This window comes from Paenibacillus litoralis (assembly GCF_046244365.1).
In the GTDB taxonomy this organism is placed as follows: domain Bacteria; phylum Bacillota; class Bacilli; order Paenibacillales; family NBRC-103111; genus Paenibacillus_V.
In genome coordinates this window covers 1,574,689-1,590,857 of the sequence record NZ_CP176395.1, presented here as the reverse complement: position 1 = coordinate 1,590,857, position 16,169 = coordinate 1,574,689, and the positions used below count along the sequence as shown (strand labels likewise).

Genomic DNA, 16,169 nt, shown 5'->3' with positions numbered 1-16,169 from the left:
CTTCAGCTCCGATCGAAATGTCTTCCTCTCAGTTTTTCCCCGATCATCCAAATTATGCGAACGGAATAACTGAGCCGGTTTTGGAAAAAAATTGAGAGGTGGGAATATCGAGCCATGAATGGATACGGACCCATAAGAATGAGAGGGAGGAGCTTCAGCTGCAAAACGGTACGATTTCAACTCGGCAGTTTATTATGCTTGCCGCACTCTTCGTCATCGGCGATACCATTCTTTATGTACCGGCCAATGTAGCCTTCGAAAGCAGACAAGACGCTTGGCTGTCGGCGTTATTGGCCATGGCTGTCGGACTTTGTGCGGTATCCCTCTACAGTGCGCTCGGCAAACGGTTCCCCGGCATGACGCCTGTGGACATATGCCGCCGGCTCTTCGGTTCCTGGCTCGGTACGTTTGCGGGGATCGTTCTCGTACTTTTTTACTATGTGGATTCCGGGATCGTGCTATGGCAGGTAGGGGACTTTATGGCCACCCACATTATGCTCGAAACGCCGATCCAATCGTTTCTGATCCTCTTTCTCCTGGCCGTCGTGATCGGCGTCCGTTTCGGCATCGTTACGGTCGCGCGAGCCGCCGAAACGATATTCCCTTGGGTCATCTTCCTGTTTGTTTTGCTGGTGCTCTTCCTTGCTCCGCAAATCGATTTCCGCCGCATGCAGCCCGTGTTAAAAAACGGATGGAATCCCGTTATACGGGGATCCTTGGAGCTGATGGGGTATTACTTCGAATCTTTCATCTTGATGATGCTGTTCCCCCACGTCCGCGGCAGCAAAGGAAACGGCGGCGCGTACCGAACGGGCATGCTGATTGGCAGCACGGTTCTGGCGATAACGATTTCTCTCTGCATTCTGGTGCTCGGACCGGGTTTGACGGTACTCAACATCTTTACCTCTTACGTTTTGGCGAAGAAAATCAGCATCGGCCATTTCCTCGAGCGCATCGAAGTGTTCATGGCTTCCATCTGGTTTTTTACGCTCTTTTTCAAGCTTCTCGTATGCTTCTATGCAGCCGTATTCGGGACATCGCAGCTGCTCGGCATGAAAGACGTCAAGCCGCTTACCTTGCCGATTGCCGTTATGGTCGTGGTCGGTTCGCTCGTTTTCATTCCGAATGTCGCCTATTTTAACCTTATCATCTGGAAAACGTGGTGGAGCTACACGATATGCTTGGGCTTAGCGCTGCCGGCATTTCTGCTTGTAGCGGCCATTATGAAATATCGGGGAAACAACAAAAACCCGCTCTCCTGAAGGAGAACGGGATTGTTATGCGGAGCGGCGCGCTTACTTCTTACTTTTTCCAAGAGCCCGGCTCAATCGTTTCTTTCGGCGTGTCGAAACGTTTGCCGCATAGCGGCGCCAGCTTCTCGAGATCCGACAGCAGGTTGGCAAATTGATCCGGGAAGAGCGACTGGACGCCGTCGCCCGTCATCGAATTGTCCGGATCGGTATGCATCTCGACGATCAGGCCGTTAGCCCCGGCGGCGACGGACGCTTTGCACATCGATTCCACCAGCTCGCGGCGGCCGGTGCCGTGGCTCGGATCCGAAATAACCGGCAGATGGCTGAGTCCCTGAAGAACCGGAATCGCCGCCAAGTCCAGCGTATTACGCGTGTACGTTTCGAATGTGCGGATACCGCGTTCGCAAAGCATCACGTTCGGATTGCCGCCCGCAAGAATGTATTCCGCCGCGTTCAGGAATTCGTCGTAAGTGGAGCTGAACCCTCTCTTCAGCAGAACCGGCGTCTGAATCGTGCCCAGCTTGCGCAATAGATCGAAGTTCTGCATATTCCGCGTGCCGACCTGCAAAATGTCGGCGTACTCCGCACACACATCGACGTATTCCGGCGTCATGACCTCGGTAATCGTCAGAAGACCGTGCTTCTTGCCCGCTTCGGCCATCATCGCAAGCCCTTCCACGCCGATGCCCTGGAAGCTGTACGGCCCGGTTCTCGGTTTGAACGCCCCGCCCCGCAGAACTTGGCCGCCGGCCTTCTTGACCAAGCGAGCGATCTCGTCGATCTGCTCAGGCGACTCCACCGCGCAAGGTCCTCCCATGATAACCAGTTGGTCGCCGCCGATCTCCACGTCCTTGATTTTGATCACCGTATTGTCCGGATGGAAGTCGCGGCTTGCTAGCTTGTAAGACTTCGAGATTTTCAGCACCTGTTCCACGCCGTTCATTTGGCGCAAATGTTCCGATAAAGTCGGTTCGAACTTGCCGATGATGCCGATGACCGTCCGGTCCACCCCTTTCGAAATATGCGCTTGCACGCCGTGCTTCTCGATATATTGTACAATCTCCGCTACACGCTCTTCGGATACTTTATTGGATGTCACTACGATCATGATAATCTCTCCCCTGATTTATTATTCGCGCTTCGACGCTTGTTCGCTTCAACGCTTATACGCTTTTAATCGTTAAAGCAACTATACAGGAAAAGGCACATACCGTCAAGAGGCCTGTAAACGGAAAAAAACGCCACCTGATTTCGCTCAGCCGGCGCCTCCCCATTACTCTATGTGTTGCTTTCGTTCGTCACTAACTGCGCTTTCCGCCGTTTGCGTCTTTCTTTGCGTCTTGCGGTAAAGGCTTCAAGCAGCCATTTCAACGGGAAATATGCCACAACGCCGAGAACCGCGCCGACGACCATCCCTCCGACAATAAGCTGAAACGCCCCTTTGACGATTTTTTCGACTTTATCGGGCAGAAAATACAGGTAGTCTCCGAAATGTTTAGGGACAAGCCATTTTCCAACCTTCATGTTGAGGAACGACATGGGAATGTAGATGATTTTACCGAACAAGAAACCGATCAAAGCGCCGGGAAGACTTGCCCGCATTAAATAAACCACAGGTAAAATCAGCAGCGCGGCAAGGCCGGCAGTCGGCAAAGTGAACATTTCCGCCCACAGCCCGATGCTAAAGCCTTTCGCCACCTTAGCCGGACCGCCTTTAGCCCGCAGCAGCATCAAATATTTGAATTTAAACCAGCGGCGCGTGCCCGCTATGCGGACGTGAAGCGTCCTGCGTTTTGATTTGTCCGCTTTGGCAAGCGCCCCGCCGCTGCCCATTGCCCGTGCTTCCGTGCGTTCATTCGGCTGCTTTTCCATATCGCTTACCCCATCCTCTGGCATATAGCAAAATCGTTCTTGTAGTGTCGACGGGAATACCCTCGTCACGTTACCTGCCTTCGGGCATTTTGCGGCGAGGGTAGGGCGAAAACGGGCCGATTCGGGTCAACTCTTTTGTTTGGCGGAAGGGATCAGCTTCTTCATATTGATGGTTCGCTTAATCTCCCAAGTGTTTTCGTCGGCAGGGTCGTACTGCTCCAGGAACGTAATCAGTTCCTTCGTGATCGGCGTCGGCGTCGATGCTCCCGAGGTGACGGCTACTTTGCGGATTCCTTTAAGCCATTCCAGCTGAAGCTCGCCGATGTCGGCGATCCGGTAAGCTCTCACGCCGGCAATCTGCTCCGACACTTGCGCCAGGCGGTTGGAGTTGTTGCTGCGCGGATCGCCGACCACAAGCACCAAATCCGCTTGTCTTCCTTGCTCGGCGACCGCTTCCTGGCGCACCTGCGTAGCCAGGCAAATCTCGTTATGGATTTCCGCCGTAGGAAATTTGGCGATCAGGGCGTTCATAATATGGCGGATGTCCCATTGGCTCATCGTCGTCTGGTTCGTAATAATAATACGCTCTGTGTCCAGCTCCAGGCTCTCGATCTCCTCGAGCCTCTCGATCAGCCGCACATGATCCGGCGCAATGCCGATAGCGCCTTCGGGTTCGGGATGCCCCTTCTTCCCGATATAAATAATATAATAACCTTCCGCCACCTTCTCGCGAATGAGATCGTGCGTCCGAGTCACATCGGGGCATGTAGCGTCGACAACGGTCAGGCCTTTGTCCCTTGCGCGTTTGCGCACTTCCGGCGACACGCCGTGAGCGGTAAAAATAACGGTGCCTTTATCCACTTGATCTATAATGTCGAGGCGGTTTTCCCCGTCGAGCGTAATGATGCCTTCTTCCTCAAAAAACTGCGTCACATGCGCATTATGAACGATCATGCCTAATATATATACCGGCCGGGGCAGGTTAATATTTTTAGCCGTCTGCATCGCCAGCGCCATCGCATCGACAACCCCATAGCAGTAGCCTCGCGGTGATATTTTGATGACTTCCATGTCTGTCCTCCCCGTTACGAATTAATCGTACTTTCATCATTATACCTTATTCCATAATCGCGGGAAAGCGACTCGTCGGAAGCCAGACGACGAACGTCGTTCCTTCGTCTTTGCGCGTGGCGACCTCGATCGAGCCCCCGTGCTCGTCGATGATCCATTTGGCGATGGAAAGGCCGAGCCCCGTACCTGACGTTTGTCCCCGGGATTTGTCGGCGCGGTAGAAGCGTTCGAATATATGCGGCACTTCCTCTTTATCCATTCCGATCCCGGTATCGCTGATCCGGATGCCGATCTGGTCGGCTCCTTTCAGCGCATCGATGCGGACATAACCTTCCTTCGTGTACTTGAATGCATTCTCTATGAAAATAAAGAGAAGCTGCTGCAAATAGTCACGGCTGCCGTTCACCGCAGCGCCTTCGAGAGACGATAAATCACCGACGATAAAATCGACGGACTTCGGCAGCATGCCTGCTTTGCGTACGACCGTTTCGACGATCGGCAGCATCGGCAGCGTTTCTTTGGCGAACTGCAAACCGGCGTCGGCCCGGGCAAGCGAAAGCAAGTCGTTGACAAGCCGGCTCATACGCGACGCTTCTCCGGCAATATCCTGCATCGCTTCAAGCGACATGTCCAGCTTGTCCTGGTCGCTGAGCTGGGCGGCGGCGTTCTCTTGCTGTCTCCACATTTTTTCGAGCAGGTCGACATTGCCTCGAATCGTCGTAAGCGGCGTGCGGAGCTCATGCGAAGCGTCGGATACGAACCTCCGCTGCGTCCGGTTCGACTCCTCCAGCTCGTTGTACATCAGCTGGATACGGTCCAGCATGCTGTTGATCGTAGAAGTGAGCTTGCCGATTTCATCCGGCGGGCCGTGGTAGTCGACGCGCTTGCCGAGATCGGCGCCGTTCTCGATTTGGGCGGTGGCCGATATAATCGTATCGATCGGCCTAAGAGCCTGCCTTGCGAGAAACAGCCCGAAAGTGACGGCGATCAGAAGCGTGATCAAGAAGAGCACGGCAAGCACGTACATGAGAATTCTCATCTGATTGTCAATATTATTGACGATAGTGGCTACCTGCAGAACGACCGTTATTTCCTTGTTGTTCTGTTTATCGGAGAACGGATAAGGCATATTGTACATGTAGATGGATTCGTTCTCGACCTTCATTCTTTCTGCAAGCGCTTGGCCTTTTTGGGCTGCTTTTACGGCGCCTTCGGTCGAGAATTCATATTCGATCATCTTTTTAACGATAGAGCCGTTTTGATCCGAAACCTGAACGAAATAGCCGGAATACCGGAATTGGTCGAGACGGTTCAGCCCGTTGACAATGTATTGGGTCTGACCGTTTACCGTAATCCCGCTAACCGTAATTTTTTGCCGAATTTCATCGCTGATTTTCTTCATTTGATCTCTCTGGTTGCTGTACAGCATGACGTTCAGGGCTCCGTACAGAACGATGCCGAATACGAGCAGCGTTACCGCAAGAAGGCCCGAATACCATAAAGTCAGCCGTAACCGGATGGACATGCTATGAATCACCCCTCAGCACATATCCCGCGCCGCGCACCGTTTGAATGATGCGTTTGCCGCCGTATTCCTCCGTCTTTTGGCGGATGAGAGCGATGTACACCTCAAGCACGTTCGATTCGCCGCTGTAATCGTAACCCCATATTTTTTCCATAATCAGGTCGCGCGAAAGCACCCGCTTCGGGTTTTGCAGAAACAAATGCAGCAAGTCGAATTCCTTCGTCGTCAGCTCCACCCGCTTCTCGCTCCGGAACACCTCCCGCGTATCGAGATCCATGACGATGTCCTCGTAAGAAACCCGATTGCTCGCCGCCTGCTCGGAGCGCTGCGCTTTGCGCCGCAGGAGGACGCGCACGCGCGCCAGCAGTTCCTCAAGCGCGAACGGCTTGACCAAATAATCGTCCGCACCAAGATCGAGCCCCTTCACCCGGTCCCCGACTTCGTCTTTGGCCGTCAGCATCAGGACCGGCGTATCCGCTCCGCCTTCGCGCAGCCGCCGCACGACTTCCCAGCCGTCGACCTTCGGCATCATAACGTCAAGCACGATCAAATCGGGCTCCTGCTCCAGCACCTGTTTAAGCCCTTCCTGACCATTGTCCGCCGTAAATACCGTATATCCTTCAAAAGCGAGGCTGCGGCGCAGCATCGAAATGATTTTATCGTCATCGTCTACCACCAATATTTTTTCCCGCAATGCCGTTCACATCCTTCATGGTTTATAGGGCCTGTCCTTCTATTTTAGCAAAAAATGTCTCGCAATACCGATAAAATACCTTCCGGTGAAGCTCCACTCGTTTTGTTTGCCGATTCTCCTTCAACTAGACGAGCCTATTGAGCCCCATACCATAAAGAAAGAAGCAGCCGAGTTGACTGCTTCTTCCCATGACGGCTGGTTGCAGCCGAACGATCACTGCGTTTTTTGCTGCTGCTGCTGCACATCGTTGCGGTTGCCGATCGTCACCTCGAGGTCCAGCTTCTTGCCGTCGCGGACGACGCCGAGCGTGATTTTATCGCCCACTTTGAACGATTGCACCTTCGTTTTCAGCTCCGTCGGATTTTTCACCGCGGTGCCGTTGATCGATTGGATGACGTCGTAGCTGCGGAGACCCGCTTTGTAGGCCGGACCGCCGAGGTCCACATTCGCGACGAGAACGCCGTCCGTCGAATCGATCTTCAGGTCTTTCAAGTACGATTGGTCGATTTCGCCCATCGTAATGCCGATGTACGGATCCGGTGTCTTCGGAATTTCTACGTTTTTGATCAGCTTGTCGAGCACTTCTTCCACCGTTTTGGTCGGGATGGCGAATCCGATACCCTGCGCCTGCGAGCTGACGGCGGTATTGATGCCGATCACTTCGCCGTTCAGATTAAGCAGCGGACCGCCGGAGTTGCCCGGATTGATCGATGCGTCGGTTTGCAGCAAGTGCTGATAATCGCGCGTTCCTTTGCTGTCCGGAATGCTGATCGGACGTTCCTTGGCGCTTAGTACGCCGACCGTAACCGTATGATCGAAGCCGTACGGGTTGCCGATCGCAACGACCCAGTCGCCGACGTTAACGTCGCTTTCCTGCTTGCTCATCGGCAAGATCGGAAATTCTTTGTTGCCTTCGATTTTGAGAACCGCAAGGTCAAGGTCATAGCTGTTGCCGAGCAGCTTCGCTTTGAACGGGGTATCGTAGCCTTGTACGGTCACTTGAATTTCATCGGCGCCGTCCACCACGTGCTGATTCGTCAGGATATAGCCTTCTTTCTGAAAGATGAAGCCCGAGCCCATGCCGGCTTCCTGCAGTTTGTTGTCCGTCCCGCCGCTATTCGACTTAGGCTGCGTCTGCTTGCCGCCGTCGCCGAAGAAATATTGGAAGAACGGGTCGTCCGTGATCGAGCTTCCGCTACGCGAGCGGGATTGGGTTTTGACGAACGTCTCGATTTTGACGACTGCCGGACTCGCATTTTGAACGATCGATGAAATATTGTCGGGACGCCCCATATCGAGCGCAACGTTCTTGGTACCGCCTGCATTCGACGAAGCCGGAGCGGAGCCCGATCCGCTTCCGTTCGACGTCATGACGCCGCTTGCTCCTCCACCGCTGAACAAGTTCATTTTGTCCGAGGCGAACATTAGCGATCCTACTACGACTGCGCCTGCCAGAAAAGCGGCAAATCCGGATTTGAACATGCTGCCTTTACGCGGCGGAGTGCTGATTGTCCACGACGCCGTAGGCTGCTGCACCGAGGACGGATCCTGCGGAAGTCCGAAAGGACGAATCGGCCGGGGAGGCGTCATCTCCACTTGGCTTCCGGCATCGGAAGCGGCCGGGTAGGAAGCTCTCGGTTCGGGCTGCTTTTCCTCGTGCATCGACGATTTATAGGGGCCGTAGGAATAGTAGTAGGACGGCTTCTCCTGCTTTGGTTCGATATCCGTGTCACGCTCTTGCTCATTATGTCGATCCTGCGGATCGTTCGTATTTTTGAAAAAGTCGCTATAATCTTTTTTGTTTTGATCCATGATGATTCCTCCTCCATTTTAAGACCCGGTCATTGTCAGGCCCGTTTGCATGGCGCCGGCAGTAGGGTCAGCCGATCGTTTGCAAGCGGCTATCGTTCATGTCCCTATCATGCACGCCTAACCTTAAATGAACCTTAAAAAACGTTAAAATGGAGCTAAAATCGCGACTTTTTTGCAAAAATGTTATTGCAGCATCCCCTTTTCGACTTCCCGAAGCACATCTTCGGCTTGGCGGACCCATCCCGGTTCGACTTCCGCGTCCGAATCTACCGGTTTCTGAAATTGATCGACTAGCGCTCCGAGCACCTTCGCTTCGGCCCTATTGTCCAAGCCTTCATTATAGACATGCTTCAGTACGAACGGCTGGCCGAACTTAATGACCGCGTCGGACTGATCGCTCTCCCCTTCCATCGTGCCGTGCGTCACTTGAAAAGGCAGCCGTAGCCATACTTTCTGCTCTTCGTCCAGGTTCCGGTCAAAAAAACCGTGATCATAATCCCAGTTGCCGCCTAGCGAAAATTGTTCGTCCCCCAAATAGGCATAAACGTTAACGAATGCATCCTCTACATTTTCCAGCTTTGAAGATAACGGAATCATGGAATCTCTCCTTGCTTTGCCATTTTCCCCTAGGATGAACCAAGCGGGATGTTTTTATGTGGCAATGCTAACGATTCAAACGAAGGGAAAGCTAAAAGCATCCCCACAATGGGAAGATGACCGTCACCGCTACCGCGCACTTTGCGGGAACCCGATTCGGCGCTGCACAAGGAACAGTTCAAAACCAAACCGAAGGAGGTGTCCTTTTGGGACATCGAAGAGATAACCGCCATCGTCGTATCGTTTATTCTTTACTGCTTCTCTTCCTCGCCGCAACCGTTCTGGGAAGCTTCCCGGCACACGCTCAAGCGAAAGGACCGAACGATGTCGAATTTTTCGACGTCAAGCAGGGCAAAGTCGTGAAGCAAGTTCCTCTGGAGAAAAAGGCATACAAAGAAGCCGAGAAGTGGCTCAAATCGATCGACGGTCTGGTTTCGAACGCAGTCATCAATCCTGCGCAAGGCATCGTATGGAAGGTGCCGCTTAATCCGCCGATCCAGGTCGACAACCAATGGTTCAAAGGCCCGGCGAACGTCGTTTTCGTCTTTTTGGAAAAGCCGGACGCCAAGCCGTACTTGCTCATTTTTGCTCCGGACGGCAAGCCGCTGCTGTTTACGTTCAAGCATAAGCTGAAGCCTTTCGTGAAAAAATACGATGTAAAGGCACTGTTCGATTAAAAAGGCAAGAAGGGAACGGCTCGTTTACTCAGAGCCTTTCCCTTCTTGTTTATTTTGCAGCGGCTCACTTCGCCGCCCACCCTTTGCGATGGGCATATATGGCCAGCTGCGTACGGTCCTCCATCTCGCATTTCATCAGCAGGTTGCTGACGTGCGTTTTGACGGTCTTAATACTAATGTGCAGCTCGTCTGCGATTTCCTTATTGGATTTGCCCTCCGCGATAAGAAGCAGCACTTCTTTCTCCCGAAGCGTAAAACCTTCGTCCTCGTCCTGCTGAACGGAGCGCTGCCTGAGTCCGCGCGTTAACGCCTGGGACACCTCCGAATTCATCACCGGCATCCCCTGATGGGCACCGCGAATCACATGCACAAGCTGCTCGGAGGAGATGGTCTTCAATACATAGCTGACCGCTCCCGCTTCAATCGCTTTAACCACCTTCTCCTCTTCCAAAAAGCTGGTCAGCATAACGATTTTCACTTGCGGCCGTTTGGCGACGATGCGCTCGGTCGCTTCTACGCCGTTCATGATAGGCATCATCAGATCCATCAAAATAACGTCAGGCTGCTCAAAATCGCTTCGCTCGAGCAAGTCGACGGCTTCTTTTCCGTTCGCGGCCTCTCCCACGACCCGGATATCCGATTCCAGTAGCAAATACGTTTTTAAGCCTAGACGAACCATGTCGTGATCGTCGACGATCATGACTTTCATTTCCGCTCCCATACTGGCTGCTTCCCCTTTCAAGCTGCGTCTATGAAACAAATTTCGGGATCGATATTTTAACGGTCGTGCCTTTGCCGATCAGGCTGCGGATTTCCGCATCGCCTCCGAGTCGCTGAGCACGCTCCTTCATCGTGGATAAACCGTAAGAAGAACGTTCGGCGCCTCCCGGCTCGAAGCCGATGCCGTCATCGTCGATCTGAAGAACGATCTGCCGTCCTGCGTCGTGAAGCAGCAGCAAGACGCGACGTGCGCGCGCATGCTTGACGACATTGGCCATCGCTTCCTGAATAACGAGGAAAAGCTGGTGTTCGATCGCATCGGAAAGCTTGCCTTTGATCCGCAAATCAAGCTCCCCTTGCAGCTCGTTCTGCGAGCAGTATACGGGGAACCATTGATCCAGCGCCGTATGGAGCGTTTTCCCTTCGAGCTCGAGCGGACGCAGCTGGGCGATTAGGCTGCGCATCTGCTTCTGCGCATGCTGGGACATCGTCACGAGCTGATCCACGACCGTCTTGACGGCTTCCGGTCTTACGTCAAGAAGCTTGACAAGCGAAGAGGCCGACATATGGATGGCAAACAACTGCTGGCTTACCGTATCGTGCAGATCCCGTGCCAGCCGTTTCCGCTCTTCCAGCACAGCGGCTTCATTCGACTGCGCCTGAATCATGACATGCTCCTCGCCAAGCTTCCGGAGAAGCTTAATTCGTCCCTCAAGCGATTCGCTCATCTCGTTGAAGTCGCGAAAAATCGGCTCGAATCCGCCGCTTCCGGATGACGGTATACGCTCCGACAAATTCCCTTTTCCCGCTTGCTTAATCGCCAAATGGAGTCTGTCGACATCGCGCTGAACGCCCCTAGCCGCCCAAAACCCGATCGAAGGACCGATCAGGAGAAGAGCAAACAAGAGGGCCAGCAGCAGCAGCGGTTTGTCCTCCGCCATCGCCTGCAGAGGCAAATACATCCAGCCGAGCAATCCGAGCGCCAGCGTCAGGCAAGCGCCGGCAAAATGATAAATGGGCGTCCGCCACTTGGCGTTTTTAATCCGATCCATCATAAATGCAGCCTCATCCGATCTTCTTCACGCTAACGTCGCCGATGAACGAGCTGACGTTAATGAATATTTTTTTGTCCGCATCGGCGTAAAACGGCGTTTCCAGCTGCACCGATTTGAACAAGCCCCCTTCGTACCGGTCCAGCACGTTCAGATCGCCGATGAACGCGGACGTCGATACGCGTACCTCCACTTGCGCGTCGTTCGGCACGAACACCTTCACGTCGCCTATGAACGCCGAAATGACAATGTTCGTTTCGCCGTAAGGAATGCTCGCTTTCGTCAAGTCGATAATCGTGTCCCCGATAAAATGCGATACCTGGGTCGGCTTCAGCTCCCAGTAATCGACTCCCAGATGCACGTCGCCGATAAAGCTGGAGCGCTGGATCGAATCCTGGGGCATATTCCAGTTCCAATGCTGCTTGTAATGCTTATGTTTTCCGTGGTTATGAGAGCCCCACGACTGGCTTTTCGGATTGCCGTTGTGCTTGGTTTCGCCGTTCGCGGCGCCCGGATTCTCCGCGGTTGCGTTCGCCGCTTGCTGTTTATCGAAACTGGAGCCGTACGTAAACGTCGGATCGTAGTTCGGCGGTATTGCGTCTTGATTCGGTTTATAGCCGCTATCCCCGTTTTCCTTTGGCGGCTGCTCCTTCCAATTCCGTCTGCCGCCCGATCTTCCGAACAGGAAGCTGAGTCCCGCGAAAATAATCGCGACCGGCCATATCATCTGAAACGTAAAATCGAAGATATCCAAATTATCCAAAAGAAACATAACGCCGAGCAGTACGATAAACGCATTCCATACCCCGCCGCCGCCCCAGCCTTCCGTGTAACGCCGGCTTGAGAACGCGCCGTGCAAGCCTACGAAAATGACCATGACCGGCCAATAAGTCGAGAAGAGAGACCCGAAATCAAACTCGAACAGGTTCATTTGATCCAGCATAAACAAAACGCCGATTGCAATGAGCATAAGTCCGATCATCGCGCGGCTCATAAACGAAGATTTCATCAGCAATTCCTCCATCGGTGAAGTTCTGATTACAGTGTAATCAATAAAAGCCGTCTATGAAAGAGGCGGCGGGATGAACATGCTATCGGTCTCGAGACGGAGGCGATGGAGATAAATGGATAGGATAGCAAGAAAGTTATCATCATCCATAACATTAATGTTATTTTTCCTCACATTAATCGTTGACATAGTTCTCATACGATCCTTATAATAGCTCGTAGATTACCACAAATATGTACTAAACCACCCTTTTTGGGCTGTTTATCACCTTATGTAGAGAGGACGTACCGAAATGGATATCACTCAGCTATCGGCCGGTTTGGATACCGTATGGGTTGTCTTGACCGCCGCGATGATTCTGCTGATGGAAGGCGGCTTCGCCTTGCTGGAGGCCGGCTTTGTCAGGCAAAAAAATGCGGTGAGCATTATTATGAAGGTATTTGTCGACATCTCGTTCGGAGCGCTTGTCTTTTACTTTTTCGGCTTCGCCCTTATGTACGGCGCGGATGCCGGCGGTTTCATCGGCACCTCCGGCTTCGCGCTGTCAGGAGATCTGGCGCATATCGCGCTCTCTATTTCACACGATACTTATTGGCTGTTCCAATGCGCGTTCGTCATTGCCGTTATTTCGATCGTATCGGGCGCAGTCGCCGAACGCATCAGCTTTAAAGCTTACATCTTGTATACCATTGCAATGACAGGTCTCATTTATCCGGTTGCCGGACATTGGGTTTGGGCAGCCGGCGGGTGGCTCGGTAAACTCGGGATGATCGACTTTGCCGGCTCTGCCGTCATCCATGGCCTTGGTGGCTTTGCGGCATTGTCTGCAGCTCTGTTCATCGGCCCGAGAATCGGCAAATTCGGTGCCGACGGCCAATCGAATATCGTACCGCCGTCCAACCTGCCGCTCGCTTCCGTCGGCGCCTTTATTTTATGGTTCGGCTGGTTCGGCTTCAACTCAGGAAGCACGCTCAGCGCCACGAACACCTCCATCGGCCACATCGCGGTGACGACGATGCTTTCCGCGGCCGCAGGCGGCGCGGCGTGCATTCTGTTTACGATGTTTCGCTACCGGAAGGCCGATCCGCCGATGGTCATCAACGGAGCGCTGGCCGGACTTGTCGGCATCACCGCCGGATGTGCGTTCGTGACGGACGGAATCGCGATTTTGATCGGAGCGGTGTGCGGGATCGCGATGGTTTTTGCCACCGAACTCCTGGAGGCCAAACGGATCGACGATCCTGTCGGGGCGTTTGCCGTACACGGCGTAAGCGGAAGCATCGGCACGCTTGCCCTGGGGCTTTTTGCCGTACCGGAGCTGTCGGAAGGTGTAGGCCGAGGATATGCCGGATTGTTTTACGGCGGCGGCTGGAAGCTGCTTGGCGTTCAAGCTCTAGGGCTGTCCGTCATCATCGTGTGGGGATTCGCGCTAACATGGGGGTTCCTTAAGCTGATTAACGCCGTGACCAAAGTCCGCGTCAGCCGCGACGAGGAGCTGATCGGGCTTGATGTAGGCAGTCATGGCGTACCCGCATACAGTCAAGAGCATGATTTCATCATTCCGACTAAGTGATATTCGGAGCTGCCGCACCCTTTACAGGTCATAATCGCAAGCTTAATAGGCCTCTGCTAAAAATACAGCTCGCAACATAGATCTCAAGCCGCTCGAAGCTTGCATTATGGTCCGCGATATTGTTTTCATGACGCAACGAAGAGCCCTCGACGTTGACTTTAAGCCGAGAATGCATACAAAAAAAAAGACCAGTTCTCCTGAACCGGTCTATCATGTAAGCTCTCGTTCCATCTCTGCAGTCAACTCGACGGGCTCGCCGGCTTGCGATTTACGCAGCATGGCGCGCACCTCGTCAATTTCGCCGCGCAGCTTCTTCACCTGCTCCAGCGGCTTTTTGACATAATGAATGTACTCTACTGCGACATGGTGATCCGGCTTCTTCCCGGAAAAAATGCGGCGAAGCGGCGACATCGACTGGTAGGACCGTTCCTCCACCATCCTTTTTTTCTCGTAACGCTCGACCACCTGCATGATTTCGGCGATTTGCTGCTCCCGTTTGGCGATATAGGCTTCAAGAAACGTATAAATGTCGGCAAACTTCTTCTTCCTTGCGGGAACCGGCTTTTCATTCGATAGCGCTTCTTCCATGACAGATCACCTATCTTTACATGTTATGATTTATAACACATAGATAGTGTACTACAGAATTGACGGATTGAGAATAGAATTTTTTGCGATTAGCCTCGGATGAAGACCGCGATAAACATGTACCTTCCGATTGGAAAATCCTCTCCCCTACCTTCTGCCTTTGCTTGATGTTCGCAAAAAGGACGGTCAGGTCCCGAGTGAATGTAGTTCCACTTGTACTTGCCTTTTTCGGGCGGATAGTGAAGCAAACGGGACTATTTGGCCGAGAAGTTCACTATTAGTGAGTTTTTCTTCACTATTTCGCATGGAAGCACGTTTTTGAGCCCGATAGTGAAGATAGGTTCAGTAATAGTGAACTTGGGTTCACTATCCTTACCGTAAATCCTCAGTTTGGTTCTACCGCCATTTAAAAAGCACGAAGAGGCCGTCTCTCCGCCAACTTCATGGCTTTCGAGACAACCTCTTCGTTTCCTATGTGTGAAGATTACCTCTTAGAGGTTTTGCTTGCGCCTTCGCTCGGCGAGTTTTGCGCAGCCTGCTTGTTGTTTGCCGCAACGACTTCCTCCGCAAACTCGGCGTTATATTTGTTGTTATTATTCTTTTTGTTCTTCGCCATTGGTTATCACCTCCACGTCTTTATTTTTTGTAGAGGCGGCGAATTTATTCCCTCCATAATTTGAATACCGCCTTCCCTATAGGGAGAACGAAGTCTGCGTCGCAGTGCCGCTCGTAAAGGATAGGCCGCGTCGCTGGGACCGACGCGTGCTAGCCGCAAACCGTGCCAGTCGCCCTGAACGCTCATACGCAACAAAATAAAACCCCTTACCTGTTGATAAGGTAAAGGGCTGCTTACCGCTACTTCGTAGAGACGGAAGCGGGCTGCTCGACGGCTACCGTTTTGAGCGAGTTCAGACGGTCCATCATCGCTTCCGTCACTTTGCCTTCGCCCTGGATCAAGACGTAAACACGCACTGTCTTTTTGCCCCATTGCTGGTACACTTGATCCTTCGTTTTGAAATACAAGTCGATTTTATTGCCTTTTATTTTGCTTCCGGTGTCGGCGACAACGCCATAGCCGTAGCCCGGAATGTAGAGTACGGTGCCCAGCGGGAACACTTTCGGATCGGCTGCAATGGTCGAGAACGTATCCTTGCGCACTTTTACGCCCGAGTACGTGATCCCGTATTCCGGATGGCTCGGCGTTTTCCCGGTCGATTCCTTGCCTGCGGAATAACCCGTAGCAACGACCTCAACGGAATCGAAGCGATCCAGCAGCTTATCCAAATTGGCAAAAATCGCGCTTTCCTCCATACTCTTTATATCCGGCCCAGCAGGAGGCCCGGCTTCAGGCTCCGCCGCCGCTAGCCGTTTGCTTGACGAACCACCCGTTTTCATGCTGCCGGAAGCAACCAGGCCCAGCTTTACATTTTGCGCTTCATTTTTTTTCGCAATAGGCGTAATGATTGAGGGCTGCGCGGATCCTGCAGCATGCTCCGCTGTTTGAAAGACGGGCTCAAGCACCTGTCCGCCCCCTTGTTCCACAGGTCCGACAAAAATCATGGCGATCCACATCGTTAGGACGCCAATCCATTTTGACTGACTAAAAGCCATTTCCATCATCTTTTTGACTACCTCCCCCTACAATGAGGGTGTCCTGTTTGACATGCGATTATACGCCAAAAACGGCATATTAACAGGTAAGGTACCCAAAAGGACGGAACGTTAT

General features: G+C 52.9%; 16 protein-coding genes. 3 read left to right on the top strand and 13 right to left on the bottom strand.

From position 1 onward, the window contains the following. The first annotated feature begins 98 nt into the window (after positions 1–98). Complete coding sequence (locus ACKGJP_RS06720) at positions 99–1,262, top strand: endospore germination permease (RefSeq protein WP_409344898.1); 1,164 nt, start codon at positions 99–101, stop codon at positions 1,260–1,262. 40 nt (positions 1,263–1,302) lie between these two features. On the opposite strand, the gene aroF is transcribed toward ACKGJP_RS06720, so the two are convergent. The 7 genes from aroF to ACKGJP_RS06685 all read right to left on the bottom strand — a co-directional run bounded on the left by aroF (position 1,303) and on the right by ACKGJP_RS06685 (position 8,824). Continuing rightward, positions 1,303–2,361 carry a 3-deoxy-7-phosphoheptulonate synthase gene (gene aroF / locus ACKGJP_RS06715; RefSeq protein WP_409344897.1) on the bottom strand — a complete coding sequence of 353 codons (1,059 nt, stop codon included), beginning with the start codon at positions 2,359–2,361 and terminating at the stop codon, positions 1,303–1,305. Between the two features lie 170 nt (positions 2,362–2,531). Beyond that, the gene (locus ACKGJP_RS06710; protein ID WP_409344896.1) at positions 2,532–3,125 is read right to left on the bottom strand and encodes a DUF2062 domain-containing protein; all 594 of its coding nucleotides are present in this window, start codon (positions 3,123–3,125) and stop codon (positions 2,532–2,534) included. Positions 3,126–3,251: 126 nt separating this feature from the next. Continuing rightward, on the bottom strand, positions 3,252–4,196 hold the full coding sequence (locus tag ACKGJP_RS06705) for a 4-hydroxy-3-methylbut-2-enyl diphosphate reductase (protein ID WP_409344895.1): 945 nt from the start codon (positions 4,194–4,196) through the stop codon (positions 3,252–3,254). A 46-nt stretch (positions 4,197–4,242) separates the two neighbouring features. Beyond that, positions 4,243–5,721: a sensor histidine kinase gene (locus ACKGJP_RS06700; RefSeq protein WP_409344894.1), complete on the bottom strand. Its 1,479-nt coding sequence runs from the start codon at positions 5,719–5,721 to the stop codon at positions 4,243–4,245. Between the two features lies 1 nt (position 5,722). Beyond that, entirely contained in the window at positions 5,723–6,415 is a 693-nt protein-coding gene (locus ACKGJP_RS06695; protein ID WP_409344893.1) for a response regulator transcription factor, read from the bottom strand. Between the two features lie 213 nt (positions 6,416–6,628). After that, positions 6,629–8,227: a S1C family serine protease gene (locus tag ACKGJP_RS06690; RefSeq protein WP_409344892.1), complete on the bottom strand. Its 1,599-nt coding sequence runs from the start codon at positions 8,225–8,227 to the stop codon at positions 6,629–6,631. Positions 8,228–8,410: 183 nt separating this feature from the next. After that, a complete protein-coding gene (locus tag ACKGJP_RS06685) occupies positions 8,411–8,824 on the bottom strand; it encodes a YugN family protein (protein ID WP_409344891.1) in 414 nt (137 codons plus the stop codon). A 206-nt stretch (positions 8,825–9,030) separates the two neighbouring features. Between ACKGJP_RS06685 and ACKGJP_RS06680 the strand changes: the two genes are divergently transcribed. Further along, complete coding sequence (locus tag ACKGJP_RS06680) at positions 9,031–9,501, top strand: hypothetical protein (RefSeq protein ID WP_409344890.1); 471 nt, start codon at positions 9,031–9,033, stop codon at positions 9,499–9,501. Positions 9,502–9,565: 64 nt separating this feature from the next. On the opposite strand, the gene ACKGJP_RS06675 is transcribed toward ACKGJP_RS06680, so the two are convergent. Genes ACKGJP_RS06675 through liaF form a run of 3 tightly spaced genes read right to left on the bottom strand, consistent with a single transcriptional unit; the run spans position 9,566 to position 12,282 of the window. After that, on the bottom strand, positions 9,566–10,222 hold the full coding sequence (locus ACKGJP_RS06675; RefSeq protein ID WP_409344889.1) for a response regulator: 657 nt from the start codon (positions 10,220–10,222) through the stop codon (positions 9,566–9,568). A gap of 28 nt (positions 10,223–10,250) precedes the next feature. After that, positions 10,251–11,276, bottom strand: coding sequence for a HAMP domain-containing sensor histidine kinase (locus ACKGJP_RS06670; RefSeq protein ID WP_409344888.1), 1,026 nt, complete (start codon positions 11,274–11,276; stop codon positions 10,251–10,253). Between the two features lie 10 nt (positions 11,277–11,286). Further along, entirely contained in the window at positions 11,287–12,282 is a 996-nt protein-coding gene (liaF, locus tag ACKGJP_RS06665) for a cell wall-active antibiotics response protein LiaF (protein ID WP_409344887.1), read from the bottom strand. Between the two features lie 292 nt (positions 12,283–12,574). Here liaF and ACKGJP_RS06660 point away from each other — a divergent pair, with 292 nt between their 5' ends. Next, positions 12,575–13,855 carry an ammonium transporter gene (locus tag ACKGJP_RS06660; protein WP_409344886.1) on the top strand — a complete coding sequence of 427 codons (1,281 nt, stop codon included), beginning with the start codon at positions 12,575–12,577 and terminating at the stop codon, positions 13,853–13,855. Between the two features lie 210 nt (positions 13,856–14,065). Here the strand turns inward: ACKGJP_RS06660 and ACKGJP_RS06655 are convergent, their stop codons facing one another. The 3 genes from ACKGJP_RS06655 to ACKGJP_RS06645 form a co-directional block, all read right to left on the bottom strand. After that, positions 14,066–14,443 (bottom strand): hypothetical protein, encoded by a 378-nt coding sequence (locus tag ACKGJP_RS06655; protein ID WP_409344885.1) that lies wholly within the window; start codon positions 14,441–14,443, stop codon positions 14,066–14,068. A 484-nt stretch (positions 14,444–14,927) separates the two neighbouring features. Continuing rightward, positions 14,928–15,059 carry a hypothetical protein gene (locus ACKGJP_RS06650; RefSeq protein ID WP_409344884.1) on the bottom strand — a complete coding sequence of 44 codons (132 nt, stop codon included), beginning with the start codon at positions 15,057–15,059 and terminating at the stop codon, positions 14,928–14,930. Between the two features lie 239 nt (positions 15,060–15,298). After that, positions 15,299–16,063, bottom strand: coding sequence for a 3D domain-containing protein (locus ACKGJP_RS06645; RefSeq protein WP_409344883.1), 765 nt, complete (start codon positions 16,061–16,063; stop codon positions 15,299–15,301). Positions 16,064–16,169 lie beyond the last annotated feature (106 nt).